The following is a 25,229-nucleotide window of genomic DNA, read 5'->3' as shown; positions in this document are numbered from 1 at the left end:
TGCGGGAAGATGCAGAAGCCATCACCAGGGCAGGCCGGGATAGGCAATTTCCCCGTTCGCCGTGGTGCGGGGCGACACCAGGACGATCTTGCCGTCGCGGTGCTGTCCCATGGACAGGGTGAAGTTCGGATTGTCGCCGGACTGATCGAACTGGATGCGGCCCAGCATGGTGTCGCGATCGGTCTTGCGCATCTCGTCGGCAAGTCCACCCTTGGCCAATGTACCGGCTTCGGCGCTGCGGAATATCGCCTCGCAGAGGATCCGCGTCTCCACGAAGCTCAGCGTCGAGAGATACTCGATCTCCTTGCCGTACTTGCTCTTGTAAAGATCGGCGAAGGTCGTTCCTTCCTCGCTCTTCATCTCCACCGGAAATGGCAGGAAGGAGGTGCCGACCACGTTGTTCATGAGATCCGGAAAATCGGTGTACATTTTCGGCGTCGCCAGGGACCATGCGCCGACGATCAGCTTCACGTTGGGCTTCAGCACCTTGGCTGCCCGGATGATCCCGACGTAGTCATTCTCGTAGGCGGACATCATGATGATGTCCGGCTTGTCCTGGATCTTGATCTTGTTGATGACCGGCTTGAAGTCGCTGATGGCCGGGTCGAACTTGTGGACCGTCACCTTGATCCCTTGTGCGGTGAGGTCCTTTTCCAGGCCATCCGCAAGAAGCGCCGGGGCTTCCCGCGTAGAAGCCACGATAGAGATCTTCTCTGGCTTCAGGTCGGAAAGAAGGGTGGCGATGCCGCGTTGGTAGCCGGCATTATTGTTAATTCGAAAGAAGTTCTTCAGTCCGCGCTGCGTGAGTTCATCGCTGACCGCGCCGGCGGTGATATAGACTTTGCCGAGCTTGCTTGCGGCATCGGAAGCCGGTCCGATGATGTTCGATCCGTAGCCGCCGATGATCGCCACCGCACCGTCCGAGGACAGCTTCTCGACGGCAGAGACCGCCTTCGCGGGCGTGCTCTCATCGTCGATGACGTCGATCCTGATCTTGTGGCGCGGCGATGCGGCGTTGCACATCGTGGCCGCCACCTGCATGCCTTCGTTGAAGGCCTGCCCGGATCGGGCAAGGGCGCCGGTCAGAGGCATGTGGGAGCCGACCACGAAGGTCTGGGCCTCTTGCGCACGCGCCCCCAAGAGGCCCGCAGACACGGTGAGAGCGAGAGCTGCTGATACGATCGTCCTGCGGACCATTATTTCCTCCCTGAACACTTCCGGCACCGGGATCACGCCCGACCAAGTACCTGTTCCACGCCCCGTTGGAGCCTGGATCACAGGAGGCATTCCGCCCTGTATCGGGCCGAGGCCAACATCGGACACAAGGGAATGTCATGGTGGGGCAGGATACCGACCCCATCTTCCAGCTTCCTCCGCCCAGCGTGCTGATCGCCCGCTTCTTGGTCTTCTCGGCAGCAATGCCTCTCCGGACAACCGACTGATGCCATTGTCCTTCGGCGAATGTCAACTTTCGCGAACTGAAATTCTGCATACCAGAACAACGTTGGGAAGGGCTATCGGCTAAAGGTCAGTTCCCCCGCCTACTCCCTTGACACTTCGCGCCTAACAAAGACACTGAGACAATAAATCGGTACTGAATTCCGCAATGCAGAATGAAATGGGAGGGAACCCGATGCTACCTGTCGACACTGTGGTCACAGGCGGGGTGGCCATTGTCACCATCAATCATCCCCCGGTGAATGCCCTGAGTGCCGCCGTGCGCGACGCCATAGCCAAAGCGATCGCCGCCGCCTGCGCTGATCCCGGCGTGGAGGCCATCGTGCTCACGGCCGCCGGCAAGCTGTTCGTGGCTGGTGCCGACATCTCCGAGTTCGGGAAGCCTCCCGTCCCGCCATCGCTGCCCGATGTTGTGGCTGCCATCGAGGGGGCTTCCAAGCCTGTCGTCGCCGCCATGGGAGGTGCCGCGCTCGGCGGTGGCCTGGAACTGGCATTGGCCTGCCACGCCCGCGTGGCCAACCCCGCCGCCAGGCTCGGCCTGCCGGAAATCAAGCTTGGTATCATTCCAGGCGCCGGTGGCACCCAGCGCCTGCCGCGCCTGATCGGCGCCGCGCCGGCCTTCGCACTCATGCTGTCCGGGGAACCGGTGACGGCGGAACGCGCGCAGGCGCTTGGCATGATCGACGAGGTAGCGAACGGGGACCTTCTCGGCACCGCTTCCGCTGTCGCGCTTCGGTTGGCCGAGGCCGGGAACTGGCCCAGGGTACAGGACTGCTCCGACCGGTTGACCGAGGCCGACCGGGTGGCCTTCGAGGCCGCTGCGGCAGCGGCTTTGAAGCGATCTGGTCAGGCGCCGAATGTGCCGGCCCTGGTCGATGCAGTCCGCGGCTGCTACGGCCGGTCCTTTGCCGACGGCCTGGCTGCGGAGCGCGCCCATTTCCGCGAACTGGTGGTCCATCCGAGCGCCAGGGCCCAACGCTACCTCTTCTTCGCAGAGCGGGAAGCCGCGCGCCTGCCCGGGATCGGCCGTGAGGTGAAGGCGCGTCCCATCAGCAAGGCAGTGGTCATCGGCGCGGGCACGATGGGCGGCGGCATCGCCATGTGCTTCGCCCAGGCCGGTATTCCCGTGACCCTGATCGATGTTCGTCCGGAACTCCTCGAGTCCGGCATGTCGCGCATCCGCGCCAACTACGAGGCATCGGTGAGGCGGGGGTCGCTTTCCGGCGAAGCCATGGAGCAGCGCCTCGCGCTCATCACACCGGCCGAAGGATTGGACAAGGCCGGCACATCCGACATCGTGGTGGAGGCCGCCTTCGAGGACATGGGCGTGAAAGCCGGGATCTTCGGTGAGCTCGGCGCATTGACCCGGCCCGGCACGATTCTGGCCACCAACACCTCCTATCTGGATGTGAACGCGATCGCTGCGTCATCGGGTCGGGCACGTGACGTCGTCGGACTGCATTTCTTCAGCCCGGCCAATGTGATGCGCCTGCTCGAAGTGGTCCGTGCCACGGAGACCTCGCAGGATGTCCTGGTGACGGCCATGGAGCTCGGTCGCCGCCTGGGCAAGCTGCCGGTGATGGTCGGCGTGTGCCACGGCTTTGTCGGCAACCGCATGCTGTCGAAGCGCACCCGGGCGGCGGAGAGGCTGCTCCTTTCCGGCGCGTTGCCCCATGAGGTGGACGAGTCCGTCACGCGCTTCGGCTTCCGCATGGGCCCGTTTGCCATGATGGATCTGGCAGGGATCGACATCGGCTGGCGGGCACGCAAGGCCATCGGTGCCAGAGCCCCCGTGGCGGATGCACTCGCCGAACTGGGGCGCTTCGGACAGAAGACCGGCCGGGGCTTCTATCTCTATCCCGACGGCGCCCGCAGCGGCAGCCCGGACCCCGAGGTCGAAGCCCTGATTGCCTCGCTCCCCGAAAGCCAGGGAGTCGCCCGTCGGAAGTTCAGCGAGGAGGAGATCCTGGCGCGCCTCTTCTATCCAATGGTCAATGAGGGCGCGAAGATCCTCGACGAGGGGATTGCCGCGCGCGCCAGCGACATCGATCTGATCTGGGTGAACGGCTACAACTGGCCCGCCGTTACCGGCGGCCCGATGCACTGGGCCGAGGGGATCGGGGTTGCCCGGATCGTCGCGGAGTTGGAGCGGCTGGCCGCGGAGAGCGGCGACGAGAGCCTTGAGCCCTCACCCTTCCTGCGCCGCGTTTCCCAGGGTTCCGGCCTCTTCTCCGGGCGGGAGGCGGCGTGATGGCGCCGGAGCAGGCACGGAGCGAGATCGCGACACCCCCGCCCGTGGCATCGGAGGAACCGGACCAAGCTGCGCGCTATCCGTGGATGGCGAGCTTCCCGGACATCTGCAACTGGAACGCGCCCCTGGAAACCACGACCCTGCCCGAACTTCTGGCGGAGGCGGTGCGGCAACAGGGTTCGGCGCCGGCGCTGGAGTTCCGCGGCCGGACGCTGAGTTACGAGGTGCTGGAAAAGGACGTCGAGCGACTGGCCAGCGGGCTCGCCGCATCAGGGATCGGGCATGGGGACAATGTGGCACTTCTGCTGCCGAACACCCCGTATCACCCGCTGTCCTTCCTTGCGCTGACAAGGCTCGGGGCACGGGTCGTGCATCTCAGCGCCCTGGATGCCCGCAGGGAGATCATCCACAAGCTGGAAGCCACGCACAGCCGCCGCCTTGTCACGACCAACCTTCCGGGCTTCCTTCCCAGCGCGCTGGACATGCTGGATGCGCACATCATTGACGAGGTCATCGTCGGGGATGACAGCCTGTACGGGGCGGGAGAGGTCGCGGCGCTGCCGATCCCGCAACGCCCTGGCGTGCAGGAGCTGTCCAGCCTTCTCAGCGACATTCCCCTTACCGCACCGCAGCCTTCCATTGACGATATAGCCGTACTTCAGTTCACGGGCGGGACCACCGGACTGCCCAAGGCAGCCATGCTGAGCCACGGCAACCTGACATCGGCCGTGAGCATGTATCGCCTCTGGCGCGACGGAGGCAGGCCGCTCGTGCCCGGGGCGGAGAAGGTGATCGCTGTCCTGCCGCTGTTCCATATCTATGCACTGACGACCGTGCTTCTGCGCCACCTGCGCGACGGCAACCAGATCCTTCTTCGCCAGCGCTTCGATACCAGGACGCTGATCCGGGACATCACTGAGCTGAAGGCCAGCCAGTTCTCGGGTGTCCCTACCATGTGGGTGGCGCTGCTGAACCATCCCGGCATCGAAAAGGTGGATTTCTCCTCTCTCAAATCCTGCGTCTCCGGCGGCGCCCCCCTACCCTTCGACGTCCAGGCGAAGATCGAGGCTCTTATCGGCACTCAGCTGAACAACGGCTGGGGGATGACCGAGACCGGACCGGCGGGATCCCGCGTGCCTTACCGCACGGCCCGGCGGCCAGGCTTGATCGGGGTGCCTCTGCCCGGCTTGGCGATGCGCATCGTATCCACCGATGATCCTGCCCGGGAAGTGCATCCCGGAGAGGTGGGTGAAATCGCCATCCGTGGACCGAATGTTTTCAGGGGCTACCTCAACGATGCGGCAGCAACGGCGGCAGCCTTCCGGGACGGCTGGTTCCTGACCGGCGATATGGGACGCATGGACGGCGAAGGCCTGTTCGAGATCGTGGATCGTCGGAAGAACATGATCATTTCCTCCGGCTTCAACGTGTATCCGGCGGTGATCGAGAACGCGATCTACGAGCATCCGGCCGTCGAGGAAGTCATCGTGATCGGCGTGCCGGACAGCTATCGCGGGCAATCGGCGAAAGCCTATCTGAAGCTCAAGGCAGGGTGCGGCCCCTTCACGCTGGACGAGCTGACGGAGTTCCTGGCCGATCGTCTCGGCCGCCATGAGATGCCACGTGCCATCGAGTTCCGCGAGGCGCTGCCGCGCAGTCCCGTCGGCAAGCTGTTGCCGAAGATACTGATAGCCGAGCTGGCCGCGGAGGCAGGTAGGCCACCCGACGCCGCCGAAAGCCGGGATCACCGAGGAACAATGGGAAAGACGCCATGATCGAAGCCGTCATTGTTTCCACCGCGCGCACCCCCATCGGCAAGGCGCAGCGCGGCGCGCTCAACATCACCAAAGGCGCGGACATGGCCGCCCATGCCATCCGCCATGCGCTTGTCCGGGGGAATATTGATCCTGCGGATGTGGAGGAGGTCGTCCTTGGCTGCGGGTATCCGGAAGGCGCCACCGGCGGAAATGTCGCCCGCCATGCGGCTCTCGTGGCCGGCATTCCGGTGACGTCCTCGGGTGTCACCGTGAGCCGCTTCTGTGCCTCCGGTCTTGAGGCGATCGCTCATGCGGCCCGGCGCATCGCCCTCGACGGTGTTCCGGTTGCGGTTGCTGGAGGCGTCGAATCGATCTCGCTGGTACAGCCCGTCAATCGCGAGCTCTTCCGCAATGACTGGCTGATGGCCAACAAGCCCGATATCTACGTTTCCATGATCGAGACCGGCGACACTGTCGCCAAGCGGTATGGCATCTCCCGCGAGGCACAGGACCTTTTCGCGCTCAGGAGCCAGCAACGCACCGCACGTGCCCAGGCCAGCGGCCTCTTCGATGCGGAAGTTGTCCCGTTTGCCGTGACGAAAGCAGTCAGCGACAAGGAGACGGGCGAGACCCGGCTGGAGAACGTGACCCTGGTCAGGGACGAGGGAAACCGTCCCGATACCACTCTTCACGCCTTGTCCAAGCTGAAGCCGGTGCGCGGCGAGGATCAGTTCGTGACGGCGGGCAACGCCAGCCAACTCTCCGACGGTGCCTCGGCCACCGTTCTCATGTCCTCGGCCGAGGCCGCGCGCCGTAGCGCCCAGGTCCTTGGGATCTTTCGCGGCTATGCGACCGCCGGATGCGAACCCGACGAGATGGGGATCGGGCCGGTTCATGCCGTGCCACGCCTGCTGGCGCGCCAGGGTCTCCAGGTTTCCGATATCGGCCTCTGGGAGCTGAACGAGGCCTTCGCATCCCAGTCCATCTATTGTTGCGAGACGCTCGGCATCGACCCCGAGATCGTGAATGTGAATGGCGGGGCCATATCCGTGGGCCATCCTTTCGGGATGAGCGGCGCGCGCCTGGTTGGACATGCCGTGCTGGAGGGGCGCCGCAGAGGTGTGCGCTTCGCCGTCGTCACCATGTGCATCGCAGGCGGCATGGGTGCCGCAGGCCTCATCGAAATCAATCCTGGATCGAACTGAGATGGAACTGCGCTTCACTCCCGAGGAAAACACCTTTCGTAAGGAGGTGCGTCACTTCTTCCGAACGGCGATCCCCGAGGAAATCCGGACAAAGGTCTCGGAAGGCCGCAAGCTGGAGCGGGAGGACTACGTGACCTCCCAGCGCATCCTGAACGACAAGGGATGGGCAGCGCCGCATTGGCCACTGGAGTATGGCGGCCAGGACTGGACCCCTGTTCAGCGCTATATCTTCATGGAGGAGCTGATGCAGGCGGCCGTGCCGCTGCCGCTGCAGTTCAACTGCTTCATGGTGGGGCCCGTCATTGCCACTTTCGGCAACCAGCAGCAGAAGGATCGCTTCCTTCCGCGGATCAGGAGCCTGGACGACTGGTGGTGCCAGGGATTCTCCGAGCCAGGCGCGGGTTCAGATCTCGCTTCGCTGAAGACGCGGGCAATTCGCGAGGGAGACCACTACATCGTCAACGGGCAGAAGACCTGGACCACGCTGGGTCAGTACGCGAACTGGATGTTCTGCCTTGCCCGGACCGACACGACAGTGAAGAAGCAGGCGGGGATCTCCTTCCTCCTCATCGACATGGGTACGCCAGGCATCACCGTTCGCCCCATCATCACCATCGACGGAAGGCACGAGGTGAATGAGGTCTTCCTCGACAACGTGAAAGTCCCCGTGGAAAACCTAGTGGGGGAGGAGAACAAGGGATGGGACTATGCCAAGTTCCTCCTTGCCAATGAACGGACGGGTATTGCGCGCATTGGCATGTCGAAGGAGCGGATCGCCCGTATCAAGCGTCTTGCCAAGGCCACGCCGGCCGGCGGAGGCAGCATGTGGGACGACCTGGATTTCCGCTCGCGCCTGGTGACCACGGAGATCGAGCTCAAGGCGCTTGAGATCACGCAGATGCGGGTGGTGGCGGCGCAGGCTACACGGGATCCAACGAAGCCTGATCCGGCTTCCTCGATCCTCAAGATCAAGGGATCGGAGCTGCAGCAGGCCACGACTGAGCTTCTCCTGGAGCTTGCCGGTCCCCAGGCATTGCCGGCCGAGCGGCCTGACACGGGCCACAACGACCTGGAATCGCTCTTTGCCTGGGCGGATACGGCGGCGCCGGTCTATTTCAACCACCGCAAGGTGTCCATCTACGGCGGATCCAACGAGATCCAGCACAACGTGATCGCCAAGGCGATCCTGGGACTCTGAGGAGAGCGGAACATGGATTTCGATCTGACCGAAGAGCAGAACATGCTCAAGGAAACCGTCTCGCGCTGGTCCGCAAACAACTATGGCACGCTGGAGAAGCTGCAGGCTGTCCGCTCCGAGCCCCTGGGGTTCTCCCAGGCCAAATGGGCCGAACTCGCGGAACTCGGGATTCTTGGCCTTCCCTTCTCCGAGGCGGATGGCGGCTTTGGCGGCGGTGCCGTCGAGACGCTGATGGTGGCAGGAGCACTTGGCCGGGCGCTGGCGCCGGAACCGTATCTGGCCAGTGTCATTCTTGGCGGCGGAGCGGTGCGCCTCGCAGGCAACGAGGCGCAGCGTGCGGTTCTCCTTCCTGGCATAGCCGACGGCTCGGTGCGCCTGGCTTTCGCGCATTCCGAGATCCAGGCGCGCTACGATCTCAGCGACGTTGCCACCTCGGCGAAGCTCGTGGATGGCGCCTACCGTCTGAATGGCAACAAGAGCGTGGTCCTCAATGCGGATGCGGCCAAGTTCCTTGTCCTGAGCGCACGCACGGCTGGGAGCCAACGCAATCCGGAAGGGATCACGCTGTTCATCGTCCCTTCCGATGCCGACGGCATCTCCATCAGGAGCTATCCCACCCAGGATGGCGGGCGCGCGAGCGACATTACTCTCAACAATCTCCATGTGCCTGCGGATGCCGTTCTCGGAACCGCCGGCAATGCTTTGCCCATCATCGAGAGGGTTGTGGATGGTGCCACCGCGGCGCTGTGCGCCGAAGCGGTCGAGCTCATGGATGCCCTGACCGCGATCACCGTGGAGTACCTGAAGACACGCAAGCAGTTTGGCGTTCCCATCAGCTCCTTCCAGGCCTTGCAGCACAAGGCAGTGGACATGCTGGTTGCCGTGGAGCAGGCCCGTTCCATGGCGCTCTATGCCAGCATGATGGCGGAAGCGGAGGACCCCGATGAGCGCCGCACAGCCCTTTCTGCCGCCAAAGTCCAGATCAACCGCTCCGCACGGTTTGTCGGGCAGACGGCGGTCCAGCTGCATGGGGGCATTGGCATGACCATGGAGTATATCGGTGCACATTACTTTCGCCGACTTTCCATGATCGAGCTGATGTTCGGCGATACCTCCTACCACCTGCGTCGGGTTACGGCGGAAGGCGGTCTGAACAAGGAAGCCTGACCGGATTTGGACGAAGCGCCGGACCCGCCGGATGACGCCGCCGTGGATGGGGAAGACCGTTGTTGCCCGTTCACGGCGGCAAGACACCCGGCCAGTTTGTGGCCGGGCACCTCAGAACCCGTTTCATAACGGCTGAGGCGGGGTGAGCGGCGGGAGTTCTGCGCGTTCGGAGGGTGTCTGACGTCCTTCGAGGTGGCCCATGTGGACCCCTGCCGCCCGCGCGCAGCTTGCGCGCGGCTCCCAGCCTTATGCAACGTGCCTAACCGATGCCGAGTGGGCCCTGGTCGAGCCCTTCTTGCCAAGCCCTGCAAAGACCGGACGACCCCGGTCCTGGCCGATGCGGCGGGTGGTCGATGCGATCCTCTACGTGCTCCGTACCGGCTGCGCCTGGGCGCATCTGCCCCGCGACTTCCCGCCGCCCGGGACCGTGCACCGTTGGTTCCTGCGCCTCTCGCGCCGGGGCACCTTCGAGCGACTGGCGCACGCCCTCATCATGGCCGACCGCGAGCGGGTCGGCCGAGAGGCCTCACCGACAGCGGCGGTGTTGGACGCCCAATCCGTCCGCTCGGGCGGTGTCGGCGTGAAAGGTGTCCGCGGCTACGATGCCGGGAAGAAGGTGACGGGCCGCAAGCGCCACGCCCTGGTGGACACGGACGGTAGGCTCCTGCTCGCCGCCATCTCGCCCGCCTGCCTGCATGACAGCCGAGGGGGTGCGGCCCTCCTGGCCATGTCGCGCCGCCCTTGGCCGTTCCTGGCCCGCTGCTTCGCCGACCGCGCCTACGCCGGTCCGCGGGTCGCCCGAGCCTCCCCCGTCGCCGTTACCATCATCGGCAGCGCACCCGGCCAGAAAGGCTTCGCCGTGCAACCCAGGCGCTGGGTGGTGGAGAGGTCCTTCGCTTGGTTCGGCCGCTGCCGACGCCTCGCTCGCGATCACGAGGCCACCGTCGGTTCCGCCGTCGCCTTCTTCACCCTCGCCGCCGCCATGATCCTCGTCCGGCGTCTGGCTCAGCCGTTATGAAACGGGGTCTCAGAGGCCTCGCTCCTCGTGACAGTCTCGCAGCCGGATATTATCCACCAGCCTCCGGGTTCTTCGCCCGCTGCAGAATCTCCTGGAAGCGGCGCTTGGCCAATGGTGGAAGCCGCTCCGGCACCGCGATCGCATCAACAGGCTCGTCGCCCACCTGCACGAGCATGACCATGCCCATGCCATAATGCGGGATACACTTGATCCCATAGGTGCCCGGGGCTGTGAAGGTTACCTCGATCTCCTCGTTGATCTTTCCTTTGAAGGCCTCTGCGCCTGCGGGAAGCATCTCCGGTATCGAGGCGGCGTCGTGGGAAACATTGGCGGCGCGGAACCTGATGCTGTCACCGGGCTTCAGCCGTACGAAGTCGGGCTCGTAGACCATGTTGCCCGTGGAATTACGGTTGAGCATCTTCACTTCATGCACCTCGGCGTGTGCACCAGTGGCAAACAGGCCGACAAAGAACAGAAGCGGCAGCACGAAGCGCATGAGGCTTTCCTTCAGGGTAAGGGAGAGAGCAGATGATCCGTCTGCCGGGCATCAGGCGGCCTCGGCAAGCGAAGGAACGGAAAGGGTGACCGAGAGGTCAAGGGCACGAGTGAGGATTCCTCGCAGCAAGACCAGAACGATGGCCGCTGCCACCACGCTCCACCGAAGCGGCGACTTCGGCGGATGGGCAAGCGCCAGGGCCTGGTCAGCGCACGTCACCAGGCGGTAGAGCCCCCATCGATAGCGAAATCGGCGCCGGTGACATAGCTTGACTCCTCGGAGCCGAGCCAAACCGCGCACCAGGCGACGTCCTCGGCTTCGCCGAGGCGCTTGATCATCATGCGCCGCGTTGCCTCTCCTTCGAAGCCCGGATCCATCGCCATGTGCCGGCGGGTCTGCGCCGTCACGATCAGCCCCGGTGAGATCGTGTTCGCGCGGATGCCATGTGGCGCACCCTCCATCGCGAGTTGTCGGGTCATGGCAAGAACTCCGCCCTTGCCAGCACAATGCGCCAGAGCCGGTGAGCCATTCAGCGCTATATGCGCGTTGGCCGAAGCGAAATTGATGACCGAAGCCGTGCCGCTTTTCCGCAGCCAGGGCCAGGCGGCACGGGTGATGAGAAAGACGATGTCCAGCTCGCCCCGCAACGTGCGCTGCCACTGCTCATAGCTCATCTCCTCGATCCACTGGAAGATCGAGATCGCTGCAGCGGGAACGAGGATGTCGATCCTGCCGTACTCGTCACCGATCTCGTTCACCACGCGCGAGGTTTCCGCCTCGTCGAGTGTATCGGTGTGCCGTGGCAGAAACCGTCCACCCGGTGCCGCGGCTGCGGTCTCGGCCAAAGCGTGGTCGTCGACATCGAGCCCGATGACCGTCGCTCCCTGCGCCGCGAACATCCGCGCGATGCCTTGCCCAATGCCGTTGCCGGCTCCGGTCACGACGGCGATCCTGCCGTCAAGACGGCGCTGCCCTTTCGCGATATCCATAGCAATCCTCTTTGCTGTCATCGCCGCCGTGGCGCATATCACCGGCCGGCGCTGTTCCGGTTGAGATAGGCGCCGAGCGCGGCCAGATCGGCGTCGCTGATCTCCGTCTTTCGGAAGAACGGCATGATCGAGATGCCGTTCCGAACGAAGTATGCGACCGCGTCGGGCGTCAGGTCGGTACGCTCGGTCAGCAGCGCCGGCACATCGCCATTGTACTTCACCCGCAATGCATCGGTGCCAGGCTTGAACTCGTTACCCGGGTTGCCGATCCCTGGCCCGTGGCACGAGGTGCAGTTGTAGGCGAACACCTGCTCTCCTCGAGCGATCAGCGCGTCATGGTCTGGATCGGCAGCTGCCGCGGCGCCAGCTGTGCAAAGCATGAGAAGCGCGGGAACGAGATGCTTCATTTCTCAGCCTTTCTCATCGCCTTCGGCCAGAATCCGCCGCGCCCCGGGGCAATGATGCCCTTGGGGTCGATCGCGTCCTTCAGACTCTCGCAGAAGCGCCGCAGGATGTTGTCGTTGAAGCTATAGGTGCCCATCACCTGATCCTGGAACAGGGGCGGCGTGCGATACTCGCCATAGCCGTGCTCGGCGCCGAAAGCGATCAGCCGGCTCATCGTGTCGCGCGAGAGCTTGTTCATGGCCTTGTCCGATCGCGACACCGGCAGTCCGGTGGTCAGCGCGAAGACGCGCGGGATCCAGGTGAAGGGAGCGGTGAAGGGACCATAGGCCATGGGGAAGTCAACGCCCATCTCCCTCATCCCCTCAGTGAAGATCCGCTGCGCCTTGAACACCTCGTCGCCGGTCCGGGGCACCATCGGCGAGAACAGCAGATGCCCGTCCGCGGGGTTCGGGTTGGTCTGTGATCGCGCACCGAGCGAAAAGACGTTCATGTTTGGCATGCCGATCAGCACCTTGTGCTTGACCGCTTCAGCCTGATCCTGGTTCAGCGGGAAGCTCAGTGTCTCGACATCCTCGAAGCGAACTCCGGGAATCGCCTTCTCGTAGAGGGAGCGGGCATACTGCCAGCTTGCCTCGATCACCGGCATCGGGCCGTAGAAACTCAGGCCCAGCTGCCAGGGCGCCACGCCCTTGTCGGCCGAATAGCGGTTGATGGCATTGCCGTTCCAGACATCGGCGGACTTGCCTATGGAACGCAACTCGGTATCGGCGAACTGAGCGTAGAACATCGGCGATTCGTAGAGCGGCATGCCGATCAGCCCGGCATCCTCAAGCCGGTTGGAAATCTCGATCAACGGGACCAGATCCTCGCGACGGCGAACGAAGACGCGCCGATGCAGGAAGGCCTCCGGCGGCGGCATCAGGTGAATGCCCATCTTGGTTACGACGCCAAAGCCCGCCTGCGCGAATAATCCGTCTACATAGGGGCCGAAGCCATAGCGGAAATCCGCGAAGGTGGGTGCGCCGGGCATCGCGCCCATGCCTGTGCGCATCAGCTCGCCATCGGGCAGGACGACCTCGAGCCCGCAGTGCGATCCGAAATGGTCACGGTAGTTATACCAGGTATGGCCGACACCATGGTCGAGCGCATTTCCCAGCACGCTGCCCCAGCCGGGGTCCGGCACGTCGATCCAAACGTTGAGCTTGTTGTCCTGGATGTAGCGGTAGAGGTCGAAGTAGGACACGCCGGGCTCGACGATGGCGAAATGGCGCTTGTCATCGACCTGGATGACCTTGTTCATCCGCTTCATGTCGATCACGACGCTACCTGAGAGATTGGGCGCTGAGCCGCCATAGCCGACGTTCTTGCCGGTCGAGATCGGGAACACGGGGATGCCGTGCTCATGAGCAGTGCGTACAATCGCCTGCACTTCCTCGGCCGACTTCGGCGCGACAGCGGCGGAGATCAGGCGCTCGTTGGCCTCGTCCCAAACCGGCGAGTAGGCGTCACGGTAAAGCGAGGTATCCTCATCGGAGGTGAAGACCCATTCGTCGCCAACGGCGTGGCGGAAAGAGGCGAGCGCCTGGTTCCACGCGTCGGCTGAGATGTTCGGGGGCAGCATTGCGTCCTCGTTGCTGATGCGGTCAGGAGACGGCGACGGTGCGAGGCGCGATGACCCAGCTGACCAGGAACTCGCTGTCACCGACGATCCCGGGCGGGGCGGCGTGCGTCCGGTCGGCCCATCCCGCCGCGCCGGAAAGCAGGTAGTCCGCGCCTTCCATGCCGAAGTTGCCGCCTTCGGGCAGGAGAACAGGAGTGCCCGCAGCGAAGTGGCGCCATCCGCCACCCGCCAGAGCGACATGCTCCATCCGCGTCATCACGCGCATCCGCAGATCCCAGGCCCAGCGTTCCAGAAAGAACAGAGCGCCAGGAGTGGTCAGCCCGGCGATGGCCATCGGGCGCGCCCGCGACAGGCCGGAAAGCGTTTCGAGCCAAAGCCGTGCCGGGTCGTCCCGATATGCATACTCAGCCGCCCCGGACGCGGCGGCGCGGCGCGCGAAGTCGCGGCTGGCCACGAGGCGCGTATCGCCGATCACCGCGCCGGGTGCCTGGACCGGGCCCATGGATCCGAGGGCGCCGGAACTGCCGGCGCCAAGCGACACCGTGGCCGCGACGCCTGCTGCGGCGGTATGGCAGAACGTTCGACGGGTCATCATTGGAAGCTCCTCCCGGGCGGCTCGGCCGTCCCTTCTCTCATGGGGCGATTCCTGGGCCGGCCAGCCCCACGCCATCAGCGCCGGATCAGATCGGGTTTCTTCCGATGAAGAACTCGCGGAACGGGTCCATCGACGGGTTCAGCCCCGCCTCGACGAGCCCCTTACGCAGGGAGATCATCTGCGGGTCGTGAATGCGCTGGGTCGGCATCCTGAGCGGGCCACCGTTATATCCCTGCAGCCAGCCCTGGAACTTCCAGACATAGCGGTTGATGAAATGCCCGCCGTGCATTTGCTGGGCAACCTGGCCCTTGATCTTGCGTGCCGAATGGAGTTGCCAGTAGATGCGAGTTGCCTCGTCAAACTCGCCTGCGCGCAGGAGCTGCATGACCTTCGGGATCGTCGGCCCGTAGTACTCGTGGTCGCTGGTGGCCGAGAGCTGGATCGGCATCAGCTGCGACAAGGGGATCAACTCGCCCTCGATCGGCATCGAGATGACGACCTCCTTGCCGAACAGCCGATGGCATTCGATGACGCTCTGGATGCTGGGGAAACCACCCTCGGCCTTGATCGCGGCGAGGTTGGGGCAATCGTCAATCAGCCGGCGGATCAGGGAAGCCGGGATGTCCGATGGATGAATGCGGCTGTAGAAGCCCCAGAGATACATCGGAAAGATCATCACCGCGAGGTTTGTGGCATCGCAGATGGCCTTGGTGTACTCGTAGATCTCGTTCTCGCTCTCCGGATAGAAGGCCGGCGGATAGGACAGCAGCACGAACTCCGCCCCGGCCTCCTCGGCGCCCTTCAGCGCCTCGATGTTCTCCTCCAGCGTGTTCCAGCTTGCATGGTGGGTGACGACCAGGCGGTCACCCGCCTCGTCCTTCATGATCCGCATGAAATCGAGGTATTCGGGAAGGGTGATCGACACCTCGGACACGGCGAGCGAGCCCATGAACCCATGCTCGATCGCCAGCCGCGTATCGTGCCGGATCGCCCGTTCGTTGATCCGCTTCAGGTCTGACGAGAACGAGGGAATCGTGCAGTTGATGGCACCGATCAGCCGTTCACGCGCCCATTCGCGGGCTTCCACGCGGGTATAGCTTGCCATGACTTCTCTCCTACCGGACTTCGCCCGCGCCTTCCCAGGCGAGGTACTTGATTTCCAGGAACTCTTCGATGCCGTAGATCGAGCCTTCGCGGCCAATCCCGGACTGCTTGACGCCGCCGAAGGGTGCGACCTCGTTCGAGATGAGCCCGGTGTTGATGCCGACCATTCCGGCCTCCAGCGCCGCCGCGACCCGCCAGATCCGCGCAGCGTCGGCACTGAAGAGATAGGCGGCAAGGCCGAACTCCGTGTCGTTCGCGAGCGCGATCACTTCATCCTCGGTGTCGAAGCGGATGATCGGGGCAACCGGGCCGAAGGTCTCCTCATGCGAGACCAGCATCGTGGGCGCCACATCAGCCAGCACTGTCGGCTGATAGAAGAAACCGCCAAGCTCGTGGCGCGCACCGCCGCAGACCAGCCGAGCGCCCTTGCGGACCGCGTCGGAGACATGCTCCTCGACCTTCAGCACCGCGTCCTCGTTGATGAGCGGCCCTTGAACGACGCCGGGCTCGAAGCCGTTTCCGACCTTCAGCGCGCCGACGCGCTCAGCCAGCCGGGCGACGAAGCGATCATAGATCCCGGACTGGACATAGGCACGGTTGGCGCTGATGCAGGCCTGTCCGGTGTTGCGGTACTTCGTGGCGATCAGCCCCTCGACAGCCATCTCCAGATCGGCGTCGTCGAAGACGACGAGCGGCGCGTTGCCGCCAAGCTCCATCGAGCACTTCTTGACCGTCTCCGCCGCCTGCGCCAGCAGAAGCCGGCCCACCTCGGTCGAGCCGGTGAAAGTCAGCTTGCGCACCAGCGGGTTTCCGGTCAGCTCTGGCCCGATCTCGCGCGCCTTGCCGAGCACCACGCTGAACACGCCCCTGGGGATACCCGCCCGCTCGGCGAGTTCCGCCAGCGCCAGCGCGGTCAGCGGCGTCTGCTCGGCGGGGCGCACGACGATCGTGCAGCCGGCAGCCAGCGCCGGGGCAACCTTGCGGGTGATCATCGCGGCCGGGAAGTTCCACGGCGTGATCGCGGCGCAGACACCCACCGGCTCCTTCAGGACGACGATGCGACGGCTGGGCTCCGGTGCGGCCATCACGTCGCCACGGATCCGCTTCGCTTCCTCGGCGAACCATTCGATGAAGGACGCCGCGTAGGCGACCTCGCCCTTGGCCTCGGTGAAAGGCTTTCCCTCCTCGAGCACGATCAGTCGCGCGAGGTCATCGGCGTTCTGCTCGATCAGGTCGAACCAGCGGCGCAGCAGCCGCGCGCGCGCCTTGGCCGGCGTCGCGCGCCAAGGTCCCCAGGCGGCGTGAGCCGCGTCGACGGCGCGCGCCACCTGCGCGCGGCTCAGCAGCGGCAACTCTGCCAGCGTCCCGCCGGTCGCAGGATTGCGCAGCGTGTAGGTTCCGCTCTCACCCGCGGCGAGCCAGGCGCCATCGACATAGGCGGCCGCCTTCTTGAGCGCGGGATCAGCGAGGTCCGGTGCCATCTGGATATGCCCCCTGTGAATTTCTTTCAGCCGGCTCATTTTTGCGCCGCCTGGATCACCGCGGGGATGCTGCGCCCCAACCCCAAAGCGCTGGCCCGCTCCAGACACATCGCGGCGACGGTAAGGTCCTGCAAAGCCGCACCGACCGATTTGTAGAGCACGATATCCTCGGGCGTCCTTCGGCCCGCCGCCGCGCCCGAGATCATGTCGGACAGCGACACGAGTTTGTCTTTGAAGGATACGCCCGCGTCGCGCGCGGCATGCATGTCGCCGGTGTCGTGGGCGACTTCCTCAGGCATATCGGCGACGATCAGCGCGGCGCGCCGAATGGTCTCGGGATCGACTTCGCGCTGCTCGGGCAGGGTGGAACCGATCGAGGCCACTGTCATGCCTGCCCGGAGCCAGGCCCCGTCGAAGAGCGGCTGCTCGTCGCGCGATCGGGCGGCACAAAGCAGCATCGTCGGCTCCGCACCAACCACCTCCCGGGCTGATTCGAGCGGACGGACCCGCAAGCCGAGCGGTTCGAGATGCTGGGCAAAGGCCACGCGGCTCACGGGGTTCGGGCTGAAGACCGACACTTCAGAGATCTCACGGACGGCATGGAGCGCCTCGACATGGTTACGGGCCTCGAAGCCAGCGCCGAGCACGCCGAGCGTGACCGGACCAGCGGGGGCAAGGGCGTCGAGCGCCAGCGCCGTCGTCGCGGCGGTGCGGTAGCCGGTGATCGCATTTCCGTCGATCAAGGCCAGCAGGTCGGCCGTACGCTGGTCGAACAATGGAATGAGATAGCTCGCGCGGCGGGCGCTCAGGCTGGCGGCGATCATCTTCGCGCCCATGATTGCCCCATCGGGGGATACGCCGGAGAGCGTGCGCAACCAGACGCCGTCGCCCCGCGCCATCGTGCGCGGCGGGAACATGTCCTCGCGCATCATGGCCCCATACTGCCGCCGCAGTGCCGTAATCGCCTCGGACCAGTCGAAGGCCGCCACAACGTCAGCACTGCCGAGGATGAGGGTATCTGGCGCGGGACCCGGGTCTGCGTGGTTCATGGGATGCTCCTTTCGGCCGCGGAGATTCACCGCGACAGACGTCTTAGAGCGCTTCAACATCGCATATTGAATCATGTCAATTGATTTATTGATGCGTCCTGCACTGCCCGCTAATCTTCGGGCGAGCCGAGGTGGATGATGGGTGACGTGGAACTGAACCAGGACCAGGATATGACGCGGCTACGCGCCTATATCGAGGCGCTGGAGGACGAGACCCAGTTGCCGCCCGAGCCACGGCTGGCTGAGGAGGTGGGCATGTCGCGCGGACGGCTGCGCACCCTGCTGAAAAGGCTTGAAGCCGAAGGGACGATCTGGCGACACGTGGGTAAGGGCACCTTCGTCGGCCGCCCGGCGCCGCCGGCGTCACCGCAGCAGTGGCTGGATGGCGCGAGCCTCAACGAGATCATGGACGCGCGCCTCCTTATCGAGCCGTTGCTGGCGTCGCGAGCGGCGATCATGGCGCGGCCAGCCGATATCGCCGACCTCGAGGCCTGCATGGCCGAGATGCGGTCCGCCCGGCAGTTGTCGCGGTGGAAGCGACAGGACGAGAGGCTGCACCGTTTGATCGCCACGGCAACGCACAACAGTCTGCTGACGCTCCTCTACGAGACCTTGCGGGCGCATGGCCGAACAGGACTCGATGCCCGGTTGCAGGACGTGTTCGTGGGCGAGTTGCCGCTTGCCGACACTACCACGCAACACCAAGAGATTGTGCGCGCCATCGGCCGTCGCGATCCCGCCCTGGCCGAGCGGCTGATGCGGGCACATCTGATCAGCGTGCGCGATCGCCTGTTCGGGCTGCGCTAGTACGTCTGCGCCACACACCAATCAACGGGACCAAACCGGAGCGCGCTGTCGTGCAAGCGACATCCCATCCATGCCGGATCGTGGAGGTGCATGTGGCCGGCATACATCGCGACGGAACACCAGAGACAAGGTTGCCAGTTTCATTATTCCTCCCCTCGGCCGTCAGACGGTGGCGCCGGACCGAGCCGGTGCGATGGTAGTGGCGCCGGACCAGGCCCCAAAAATGGAATCTGTCAATGCCAGCAAGCTGTGCAATCGATTCATTCATACAGTTCATTCGTATGATTGAAACTATTCATTTCTGAAATCCTTGGCCATAGGCTAGCTTCCACCGAGAAAGGCCGGTCAGAGCGAACCGTCTGGGAGGGCGGAGATCGGGAAAGAACATGTTCAAGTATTTCCCCGCAAACTACGTGTGGAATTTGTCCGTCGATCTGGCGATCGAAAGCGGCGCCAGAATGGGAGAAATCGAGGAGATGTGCGCGCCTCTGCTCGAGGCGTCGAAGCATCCCGATGCCGAGGGCACGTGGGCCTTTCGCGCCGTCTGGGCTCGGATGGCCGGCAAGCTCGCGGACCTCGCGCGGGAGGACGAGGGCAGTGCACGGATGCTCTCGGCAGGAGAGAAGTATCTGCGCGCTTCGATCTATCTCGCCACGGCGGAGCGGCTGCAGGCACATGGGGCACCTGACCGCCTCGCGCTCTACAAGCGGGGGCTCGACCTGTTCATTCGCGGGATCACCCTGACAGGCGCGAATTGCGAGCGCGTCGAGATCCCCTATGAGGGAGCCCATCTTGCCGCACTCTACGTGCGGGCCGAGGGCGTGGCGGGCCGCCAGCCGGTGCTGGTCCAGGTCAATGGCCTCGATAGCACGAAGGAAATGAAGTATGCGGTCGGCCTTCCCGCCATGCTCGCCCGCCGTGGTGTCGCCAGTCTCGTCGTAGATCAGCCCGGCAGCGGCGAAGCGAGCCGGCTGAACGGCCTTTGCGCACGCTACGACAGCGAGCATTGGGCCGCGCGGATCGTCGACTGGCTGGAGGGCCGAGACGACATCGATTCCAGGCGAATCGGGATGGAAGGGGTGTCGCTCGGCGGCTACTTCTGCCCGCGCGCCGTGGCCTTCGAGCCCCGCTTCGCCTGTGGCGTCGTGTGGGGTGCGAACCATGACTGGCGCGACGTGCAGAAGCGGCGGCTGGAAAAGGAGGGGGACTTTCCCGTCCCACACTATTGGGAGCACGTGCACTGGGTTTGGGGCGCGAAGGACCAGGAGGATTTCATGCGGATCGCGGAGAACGTCCACCTCGATGGCATCCTCGACCGCATCCGGGTGCCCTTTCTGGTGACACATGGCAGCAAGGATAGCCAGATCCCGGTGAAATGGGCCGGACGCACCTACGACCAGCTCGTGAACAGTCCGAAGCGCGAGCTCAAGATCTTCACAGACCGTGAAGGGGGCGTGCAGCATTCCAGCTTCGACAACCCCGCCAATGCCGGTGCTTTCATCGCGGACTGGGTCGCGGAGACACTCGGCGGGCGGACCGCCATCTAGAAGAAACGCAAGGCGGTCCTGCGGCAAGCAGGCTGGGCCTTTCAGGGAGGAGCATTCATGAACATCATTGGGCCCGATTTCCTCGTTTTCGGCGTGGATGATGTGGCGGGCTGTGCAGCCTACCTCACCGATTTCGGCCTGAAGCCGGTTGACGTCACCGAGAAGGGCGGCCGGTTCGAGGCGCTGGACGGCACTGGGCTGATCGTCCGTCACCGCTCGGATACGTCACTGCCTCCACCCCTGCCGACCACAGCGATGCTGCGCCAGCAGATCATCGGCGTGAGTGCGGCCGAGGACCTCGACACAATCGAGGCCGAGATCTCGAAGGACCGCCGCGTCACCCGGCTCGCCGATGGCTCGATCGAGTTCAAGGATGACCACGGCTTCGAGCTGAAATTCCAGGTGACGGTCCGCCGCCCACTCAACCTGCCGGCCGAGCGGATCAACGCCCCTGGCGCTCCGGCGCAGCGCGCGCCGAACGAGATCGGCGTCTGGGAAGGAATGCCGGCGCTGCCCCGCACGCTGAGCCATATCGTGCTGTTCGTCCCCGGCATCGACACGGCTGTACGCTTTTATTGCGATCGGCTGGGCTTCGCGATCACCGATGTGCTGACCGGTGCGGGGCCGTTCCTGCGGCCGAGGGCCTGCGACGACCACCATACGCATTTCTTCATCCAGACCCCCGAATACATGAAGGGCTGCGAGCATCTCGCTTTCCGGGCCGCAAGCGCCACGCCCTGGTGGACACGGACGGTAGGCTCCTGCTCGCCGCCATCTCGCCCGCCTGCCTGCATGACAGCCGAGGGGGTGCGGCCCTCCTGGCCATGTCGCGCCGCCCTTGGCCGTTCCTGGCCCGCTGCTTCGCCGACCGCGCCTACGCCGGTCCGCGGGTCGCCCGAGCCTCCCCCGTCGCCGTTACCATCATCGGCAGCGCACCCGGCCAGAAAGGCTTCGCCGTGCAACCCAGGCGCTGGGTGGTGGAGAGGTCCTTCGCTTGGTTCGGCCGCTGCCGACGCCTCGCTCGCGATCACGAGGCCACCGTCGGTTCCGCCGTCGCCTTCTTCACCCTCGCCGCCGCCATGATCCTCGTCCGGCGTCTGGCTCAGCCGTTATGAAACGGGGTCTTAATCTCGTCAGCAAGGACGAGGCCTATCTCTTCCTGATGGAGAATCGTCCGAACAACGATTTTGTCGATCCTTCGACCTTCGTCGACGCGCTGTCGGACCTCCTGATGCAGTTCCCGTCGCCCATCCTCAGCAGCGTGCGCACAAGGTTGGGACTGGACAGTCGAATCATCTTCCGCCCACTCGAACAGTTCCTGCTGCCCCGGCCCTGGTATCGCGGACGGGTGGTGCTGATCGGCGACGCCGTGCACGCCACGACCCCGCATCTGGCCGCCGGCGCCTGCATCGGTGTCGAGGACGCCGTCGTCCTCGCGGAAAGCGTCGCCCAGAGCGATGAGCTGACCGAGGCGTTGGATCTTTTCCAGGATCGGCGCTGGGACCGCTGCCGCATGGTGGTCGAGAATTCCGGGCGGCTGGGCGAGATCGAAGTCTCCGGCGGCGACCAAGGCGAGCATACGCGGATCATGCAGGTTTCGATGAAGGCGCTAGCCGAGGCGATTTGATCGCCGCTACCCATAAGGGGAATGACATGGCGCAGGGAAACCTGAGAGCGGCAGGGCTGATCGCCCTTGTGACCGGCCATTGCGCCGGGATGCTCGATCTGGTCGCGCTGCCCGTCTGGGTTGGTGCGCTGGTCGAGCGTTACGGCTTCTCGCCGCGCGACGCGGGAATGCTGGCGACGCTTTTCCTGATCGGTGGCGTGGCCGCGAGCCTGGCGATCGCGCCGCGTTTCAACAGGCTCCGGCCGAAGCTCGTCGCGGTGGGTGGATTCGGGACGGCTGCTCTCATCTTCACCTATGCCGCATCCCAGACCGCCTTTGTGCCGCTTGCGATCGCGCACCTGGCATCGGGCGTCGCCTCGGGTGCGGCGCTCAGCGTGGTGCATGGCACCATCGGGCGCACCGCCAATCCGCATCGCACCTTCGCATTCGCCGGGATCGCGATCGGTATCTTCGGCGTAATCCTGATGGGCATGCTGCCGCAGATCCTGATCGCACGGGGCGGAGGAGCGATGTTCCTCGCCTTCGCCGCCCTGATGGCGCTGGCGACAATGATCACGTTCATCGGCTTTCCGCCAGCCTCGGCGCTGACTGAGGCACCGTCGGCGGAGCATTCGGCAGGCAGCCTGTCGCGGGGCGTCTGGTACGTGATCCTCGGTATCAGCGTGATGATGCTGAACCAATCGATCATCTTCAGCTTCGTGGAGGTGATCGGCAAAGCCCGCGGCTTCCCGCTAGGCCATGTGCTTGCCGTGCTCGCGGCATTGGCCGTCGTGAACTGCGTCGTCGTCGCGCCTGCGTCGATCGCGCTCGAGCGCCGCATCCGGGCCGAGGATGTCGTACGGCTCGGCCCCACGGTCCAGGCGGCCTTCGCGCTGGTTGTGACCGGGGCCACGGCCTTCTCTTTCTGGGCGCCGTTCGCCCTGGTTTTCGTGGGCGTGCAGATCTTCACCCATACCTTCGCCTTCGGACTGCTGGCGCGGATGGACCGTTCTGGCCGTGCGACCGCCGCCACGCCCGCGATGCTGATGTCGGGCTCGGCGCTCGGGCCCATCCTGGGCGGCACGCTGGCTCAATCCTTCGGGTTCGCAGCTCTCGGATATGCCGGCGTCCTTATCGCCATGATCTCGACCGGCTTCTTCATCGCGGGCTGCGCGCCCCGGAAAACCGAAAGGACATACGCATGAGCGGGCTTCCCCCGATCCACCGCGTCGTCACCGGGCATCGCCCTGACGGCACAGCCATCATCGTCGAGAACGCCCGGCTACCGAATGTCCATCCACTGGAGAACATTCCCGGCACGGTGTTTCACGAGGTCTGGGCGACGGCCGCCACACCCGCGATCCTGGACAATGGGCCGGATCCCGTCGCCGGCCCGGTCACGTTATCGCCGCCGCCGAACGGCACCCGGATCCGCTTCGTCGACATCCCGCCCGATACCGAGGATTTCCTGCGCGACGGGGCGGAGCGGATGGGCGGTGCCTTCACCGAGATCGGTGAGGCCCATGCCTCGACCGTCCGGTCCGACGCGCCGCATCCTCTGATGCACCGCACCGAATCCATCGACTACGGCGTGGTGATCGAGGGCGAGATGACGCTGGTCGTCGATGAGGGCGAGGTGGTGCTCAAGCCCGGATCGGTGGTAATCCAGCGCGGCACCAACCACGCATGGGCGAACCGCTCCGGCAAGGTATGCAGGATGCTGTTCGTGCTGATCTCGGGCCAGTATGCGCCCGAACTGGGTGCGGCGATCAAGGCGCGATGAGCGGACTGTTCGATCTCGCCGGGCGCCGGGTGCTGGTCACCGGCGCGAATGGTGGGCTAGGCGAGGCGCTCTGCGCGACCCTGGACGGCCTGGGGGCCGCGATCCTGGCCTCCGACCGCGCCACGCCGGAAACGGCACTCTACGCCGCCTTCCGCGCCGCGGACCTTGCCCGCCCCGGCGAGGTCGAGGAACTGGCCCGCGCGGCCCGTGCCTTCGGTGTCACCGACCTCGTTCTGAACGCAGGGGTGGAGGGGCCGCGTGGACCGCTTACGGAGGCTGACGCAGCGGGCATCACGCATGCTTTCCAGGTCAACCTCTTCGCCGCGCTCGGACTGGTCCAGCGCCTTGTACCCGGCATCGCGGAGGCAGGCGGCGGATCGGTGGTGCTGATGGCTTCGATCGCCGCGCTGCGGGGCAATGGCACCATCGGGATCTATGGACTGACCAAGGCGGCGTTGACGCAACTGGCACGCACGGTCGCGGTCGAATGGGGTCCGAAGGGCATCCGCGCCAATGCGGTCTGCCCCGGCCTGATCGATACGCCGCTGGCGGCGGGCCTGAAGCTGGATGCGGCATTCATGGCGCGGCGAATGGGTATAACGCCGCTGCGGCGGATGGGCCGGCCGGAGGAGATCGCGGGCACGGTTGCCTGGCTGATCTCGCCTGCGGGTGGCTTTGTCACCGGGCAGGCCATCGTCGTGGACGGCGGTACCCTCATCTCCGATGGAAGCTGAGAGCATGGCGATGAAAGTTCTTCTGACGGGCGCGGATGGCTTCCTCGGCCGCGCGCTGGCCCAGGCGCTGGCCGGGACTGCGGGGATCGGCACGCTTATCCTGGTGGACCGTGCCTTTCACGGCCAGCCGCCGGCGGGCGCGGAATGCCGCGACGGCGATCTCGCCAACCCGGCGTTTCTCGACGTGCTGTTCGCAGATCCGCCGGACGCCGTGATCCATCTCGCCTCCGTGCCCGGATCGCTGGCAGAGAAGGAGCCCGAACTCGGCTGGCAGGCGAATGTGCTGGCGCCCTTCGGCCTCGTGCGCCGCGCCGCGGGGCGACGCCGCGCGGACGGGACGCCACTCCGTTTCATCTTCGCTTCCTCGATCGCAGTCTATGGCGATCTGGGTGTCGCCCCGGTCACGCCGGACACCCCTGCCCGGCCCCGGATGAGCTATGGCGCGCACAAGCTGATGACCGAGATCCTGGTCTCGGACCTGACGCGACGCGGCGAATTGTCCGGGGTGAGCTTGCGCCTACCCGGCCTCGTCGCCCGGCCGCTCACGGAAAGCGGCCATGGCTCGGCCTTTATGAGCCGCGTCATCCACATGGCCGCACGCGGTGAGCCCTATGACTGCCCCGTGCCCGAGGATGCGGCGGCGTGGTGGATGTCGCGTGAAGCCTGCGTGGCGGCCTTCCTGCACGCGCTTGCCACGGCCGGTGGTCCGAGCGTGGTGCAGCTGCCGGCTCTCCACCTGACGGCAGGCGTGGTTGCCGCGGCCGCAGCTGGCCTGCACGGACATCGGCCGCGGATCACCTGGGGCGACGACCCGGGCCTGACACGGCTGTTCGGACGCTTCCCGCCGCTCGACCAACGCGCGGCCGAGGCAGCGGGCTATCAGGCCGATCGCGATGCCGAGGCGCTGGCGCGGGCGGCGCTCACGGCGTAGGTCGGGATCGCCAGGCGAGTTTCGATC

22 protein-coding genes and 2 pseudogenes are annotated in these 25,229 nt (G+C 65.2%); 15 read left to right on the top strand and 9 right to left on the bottom strand.

The features are described from left to right. Positions 1–21 precede the first annotated feature (21 nt). Positions 22–1,197 (bottom strand): ABC transporter substrate-binding protein, encoded by a 1,176-nt coding sequence (locus tag CTJ15_RS01215; RefSeq protein ID WP_026033089.1) that lies wholly within the window; start codon positions 1,195–1,197, stop codon positions 22–24. Positions 1,198–1,633: 436 nt separating this feature from the next. Here CTJ15_RS01215 and CTJ15_RS01210 point away from each other — a divergent pair, with 436 nt between their 5' ends. From CTJ15_RS01210 to CTJ15_RS01185, 6 genes are all read left to right on the top strand, one after another. Then, positions 1,634–3,709 (top strand): 3-hydroxyacyl-CoA dehydrogenase NAD-binding domain-containing protein, encoded by a 2,076-nt coding sequence (locus tag CTJ15_RS01210; RefSeq protein ID WP_193009540.1) that lies wholly within the window; start codon positions 1,634–1,636, stop codon positions 3,707–3,709. An 86-nt stretch (positions 3,710–3,795) separates the two neighbouring features. Further along, positions 3,796–5,484: an AMP-binding protein gene (locus CTJ15_RS01205; protein WP_075821653.1), complete on the top strand. Its 1,689-nt coding sequence runs from the start codon at positions 3,796–3,798 to the stop codon at positions 5,482–5,484. Then, on the top strand, positions 5,481–6,671 hold the full coding sequence (locus CTJ15_RS01200; protein WP_075821654.1) for an acetyl-CoA C-acyltransferase: 1,191 nt from the start codon (positions 5,481–5,483) through the stop codon (positions 6,669–6,671). The genes CTJ15_RS01205 and CTJ15_RS01200 overlap by 4 nt, the downstream gene beginning before the upstream one ends. 1 nt (position 6,672) lies before the next feature. After that, positions 6,673–7,869 (top strand): acyl-CoA dehydrogenase family protein, encoded by a 1,197-nt coding sequence (locus tag CTJ15_RS01195; RefSeq protein ID WP_075821655.1) that lies wholly within the window; start codon positions 6,673–6,675, stop codon positions 7,867–7,869. Between the two features lie 12 nt (positions 7,870–7,881). Beyond that, positions 7,882–9,036, top strand: coding sequence for an acyl-CoA dehydrogenase family protein (locus CTJ15_RS01190; RefSeq protein WP_075821656.1), 1,155 nt, complete (start codon positions 7,882–7,884; stop codon positions 9,034–9,036). A gap of 199 nt (positions 9,037–9,235) precedes the next feature. Then, positions 9,236–10,054, top strand: coding sequence for an IS5 family transposase (locus CTJ15_RS01185; protein ID WP_099780839.1), 819 nt, complete (start codon positions 9,236–9,238; stop codon positions 10,052–10,054). A 49-nt stretch (positions 10,055–10,103) separates the two neighbouring features. Here the strand turns inward: CTJ15_RS01185 and CTJ15_RS01180 are convergent, their stop codons facing one another. From CTJ15_RS01180 to CTJ15_RS01145, 8 genes are all read right to left on the bottom strand, one after another. Then, positions 10,104–10,550: a pseudoazurin gene (locus tag CTJ15_RS01180; protein WP_083755402.1), complete on the bottom strand. Its 447-nt coding sequence runs from the start codon at positions 10,548–10,550 to the stop codon at positions 10,104–10,106. A gap of 215 nt (positions 10,551–10,765) precedes the next feature. Next, entirely contained in the window at positions 10,766–11,539 is a 774-nt protein-coding gene (locus CTJ15_RS01175) for an SDR family NAD(P)-dependent oxidoreductase (RefSeq protein WP_075821657.1), read from the bottom strand. Between the two features lie 38 nt (positions 11,540–11,577). Continuing rightward, positions 11,578–11,946 (bottom strand): cytochrome c, encoded by a 369-nt coding sequence (locus CTJ15_RS01170; RefSeq protein ID WP_099780878.1) that lies wholly within the window; start codon positions 11,944–11,946, stop codon positions 11,578–11,580. Next, positions 11,943–13,565 carry an FAD-binding oxidoreductase gene (locus tag CTJ15_RS01165; protein ID WP_019460530.1) on the bottom strand — a complete coding sequence of 541 codons (1,623 nt, stop codon included), beginning with the start codon at positions 13,563–13,565 and terminating at the stop codon, positions 11,943–11,945. The genes CTJ15_RS01170 and CTJ15_RS01165 overlap by 4 nt, the downstream gene beginning before the upstream one ends. A 22-nt stretch (positions 13,566–13,587) precedes the next feature. Next, entirely contained in the window at positions 13,588–14,157 is a 570-nt protein-coding gene (locus CTJ15_RS01160) for a hypothetical protein (protein WP_126281727.1), read from the bottom strand. An 88-nt stretch (positions 14,158–14,245) separates the two neighbouring features. Beyond that, complete coding sequence (locus CTJ15_RS01155) at positions 14,246–15,265, bottom strand: dihydrodipicolinate synthase family protein (protein WP_019460532.1); 1,020 nt, start codon at positions 15,263–15,265, stop codon at positions 14,246–14,248. 10 nt (positions 15,266–15,275) lie between these two features. Further along, entirely contained in the window at positions 15,276–16,745 is a 1,470-nt protein-coding gene (locus tag CTJ15_RS01150; RefSeq protein ID WP_171979032.1) for an NAD-dependent succinate-semialdehyde dehydrogenase, read from the bottom strand. A gap of 35 nt (positions 16,746–16,780) precedes the next feature. Then, positions 16,781–17,794, bottom strand: a complete 1,014-nt coding sequence (locus CTJ15_RS01145) for an ornithine cyclodeaminase family protein (protein ID WP_075821659.1) — start codon at positions 17,792–17,794, stop codon at positions 16,781–16,783. Between the two features lie 138 nt (positions 17,795–17,932). On the opposite strand from CTJ15_RS01145, the gene CTJ15_RS01140 reads away from it, so the two are divergent. The 9 genes and pseudogenes from CTJ15_RS01140 to CTJ15_RS01100 all read left to right on the top strand — a co-directional run bounded on the left by CTJ15_RS01140 (position 17,933) and on the right by CTJ15_RS01100 (position 25,202). Beyond that, entirely contained in the window at positions 17,933–18,601 is a 669-nt protein-coding gene (locus tag CTJ15_RS01140; protein WP_099780918.1) for a FadR/GntR family transcriptional regulator, read from the top strand. 386 nt (positions 18,602–18,987) lie between these two features. After that, a complete protein-coding gene (locus tag CTJ15_RS01135) occupies positions 18,988–20,148 on the top strand; it encodes a S9 family peptidase (protein ID WP_099780876.1) in 1,161 nt (386 codons plus the stop codon). Positions 20,149–20,205: 57 nt separating this feature from the next. Next, a pseudogene (locus CTJ15_RS25205) lies at positions 20,206–20,775 on the top strand (VOC family protein); the annotation flags it as partial. A 77-nt stretch (positions 20,776–20,852) separates the two neighbouring features. Next, positions 20,853–21,263, top strand: a pseudogene (locus CTJ15_RS01125) (transposase); the annotation flags it as partial. Continuing rightward, positions 21,260–21,775, top strand: coding sequence for an FAD-dependent monooxygenase (locus CTJ15_RS01120; protein WP_226945872.1), 516 nt, complete (start codon positions 21,260–21,262; stop codon positions 21,773–21,775). The pseudogene CTJ15_RS01125 and the gene CTJ15_RS01120, both read left to right, overlap by 4 nt. A gap of 26 nt (positions 21,776–21,801) precedes the next feature. Further along, positions 21,802–22,959: an MFS transporter gene (locus CTJ15_RS01115; protein ID WP_099780875.1), complete on the top strand. Its 1,158-nt coding sequence runs from the start codon at positions 21,802–21,804 to the stop codon at positions 22,957–22,959. Further along, the gene (locus tag CTJ15_RS01110) at positions 22,956–23,537 is read left to right on the top strand and encodes a cupin domain-containing protein (protein ID WP_099780874.1); all 582 of its coding nucleotides are present in this window, start codon (positions 22,956–22,958) and stop codon (positions 23,535–23,537) included. The genes CTJ15_RS01115 and CTJ15_RS01110 overlap by 4 nt, the downstream gene beginning before the upstream one ends. Further along, on the top strand, positions 23,534–24,271 hold the full coding sequence (locus tag CTJ15_RS01105; RefSeq protein ID WP_099780873.1) for an SDR family NAD(P)-dependent oxidoreductase: 738 nt from the start codon (positions 23,534–23,536) through the stop codon (positions 24,269–24,271). Before CTJ15_RS01110 ends, CTJ15_RS01105 begins: the two co-directional genes overlap by 4 nt. 4 nt (positions 24,272–24,275) lie before the next feature. Beyond that, positions 24,276–25,202, top strand: a complete 927-nt coding sequence (locus CTJ15_RS01100; protein ID WP_193009539.1) for an NAD-dependent epimerase/dehydratase family protein — start codon at positions 24,276–24,278, stop codon at positions 25,200–25,202. Positions 25,203–25,229: the final 27 nt, after the last annotated feature.

The sequence above is a fragment of the Roseomonas sp. FDAARGOS_362 genome (genome assembly GCF_002754815.1).
GTDB classification, from domain to species: domain Bacteria; phylum Pseudomonadota; class Alphaproteobacteria; order Acetobacterales; family Acetobacteraceae; genus Roseomonas; species Roseomonas mucosa.
The sequence above is the reverse complement of the archived record's forward strand: the minus strand, read 5'-3'. Positions and strand labels throughout refer to the sequence as shown.

Coding starts and splice junctions, on each gene's coding strand:
- CTJ15_RS01215 (WP_026033089.1), bottom strand. CDS start 1,197: ATGGTCCGCAGGACGATCGTATCAGCAGCTCTCGCTCTCACCGTGTCT.
- CTJ15_RS01210 (WP_193009540.1), top strand. CDS start 1,634: ATGCTACCTGTCGACACTGTGGTCACAGGCGGGGTGGCCATTGTCACC.
- CTJ15_RS01205 (WP_075821653.1), top strand. CDS start 3,796: ATGGCGAGCTTCCCGGACATCTGCAACTGGAACGCGCCCCTGGAAACC.
- CTJ15_RS01200 (WP_075821654.1), top strand. CDS start 5,481: ATGATCGAAGCCGTCATTGTTTCCACCGCGCGCACCCCCATCGGCAAG.
- CTJ15_RS01195 (WP_075821655.1), top strand. CDS start 6,673: ATGGAACTGCGCTTCACTCCCGAGGAAAACACCTTTCGTAAGGAGGTG.
- CTJ15_RS01190 (WP_075821656.1), top strand. CDS start 7,882: ATGGATTTCGATCTGACCGAAGAGCAGAACATGCTCAAGGAAACCGTC.
- CTJ15_RS01185 (WP_099780839.1), top strand. CDS start 9,236: ATGTGGACCCCTGCCGCCCGCGCGCAGCTTGCGCGCGGCTCCCAGCCT.
- CTJ15_RS01180 (WP_083755402.1), bottom strand. CDS start 10,550: ATGCGCTTCGTGCTGCCGCTTCTGTTCTTTGTCGGCCTGTTTGCCACT.
- CTJ15_RS01175 (WP_075821657.1), bottom strand. CDS start 11,539: ATGGATATCGCGAAAGGGCAGCGCCGTCTTGACGGCAGGATCGCCGTC.
- CTJ15_RS01170 (WP_099780878.1), bottom strand. CDS start 11,946: ATGAAGCATCTCGTTCCCGCGCTTCTCATGCTTTGCACAGCTGGCGCC.
- CTJ15_RS01165 (WP_019460530.1), bottom strand. CDS start 13,565: ATGCTGCCCCCGAACATCTCAGCCGACGCGTGGAACCAGGCGCTCGCC.
- CTJ15_RS01160 (WP_126281727.1), bottom strand. CDS start 14,157: ATGACCCGTCGAACGTTCTGCCATACCGCCGCAGCAGGCGTCGCGGCC.
- CTJ15_RS01155 (WP_019460532.1), bottom strand. CDS start 15,265: ATGGCAAGCTATACCCGCGTGGAAGCCCGCGAATGGGCGCGTGAACGG.
- CTJ15_RS01150 (WP_171979032.1), bottom strand. CDS start 16,745: ATGGCACCGGACCTCGCTGATCCCGCGCTCAAGAAGGCGGCCGCCTAT.
- CTJ15_RS01145 (WP_075821659.1), bottom strand. CDS start 17,794: ATGAACCACGCAGACCCGGGTCCCGCGCCAGATACCCTCATCCTCGGC.
- CTJ15_RS01140 (WP_099780918.1), top strand. CDS start 17,933: ATGGGTGACGTGGAACTGAACCAGGACCAGGATATGACGCGGCTACGC.
- CTJ15_RS01135 (WP_099780876.1), top strand. CDS start 18,988: ATGTTCAAGTATTTCCCCGCAAACTACGTGTGGAATTTGTCCGTCGAT.
- CTJ15_RS01120 (WP_226945872.1), top strand. CDS start 21,260: ATGAAACGGGGTCTTAATCTCGTCAGCAAGGACGAGGCCTATCTCTTC.
- CTJ15_RS01115 (WP_099780875.1), top strand. CDS start 21,802: ATGGCGCAGGGAAACCTGAGAGCGGCAGGGCTGATCGCCCTTGTGACC.
- CTJ15_RS01110 (WP_099780874.1), top strand. CDS start 22,956: ATGAGCGGGCTTCCCCCGATCCACCGCGTCGTCACCGGGCATCGCCCT.
- CTJ15_RS01105 (WP_099780873.1), top strand. CDS start 23,534: ATGAGCGGACTGTTCGATCTCGCCGGGCGCCGGGTGCTGGTCACCGGC.
- CTJ15_RS01100 (WP_193009539.1), top strand. CDS start 24,276: ATGGCGATGAAAGTTCTTCTGACGGGCGCGGATGGCTTCCTCGGCCGC.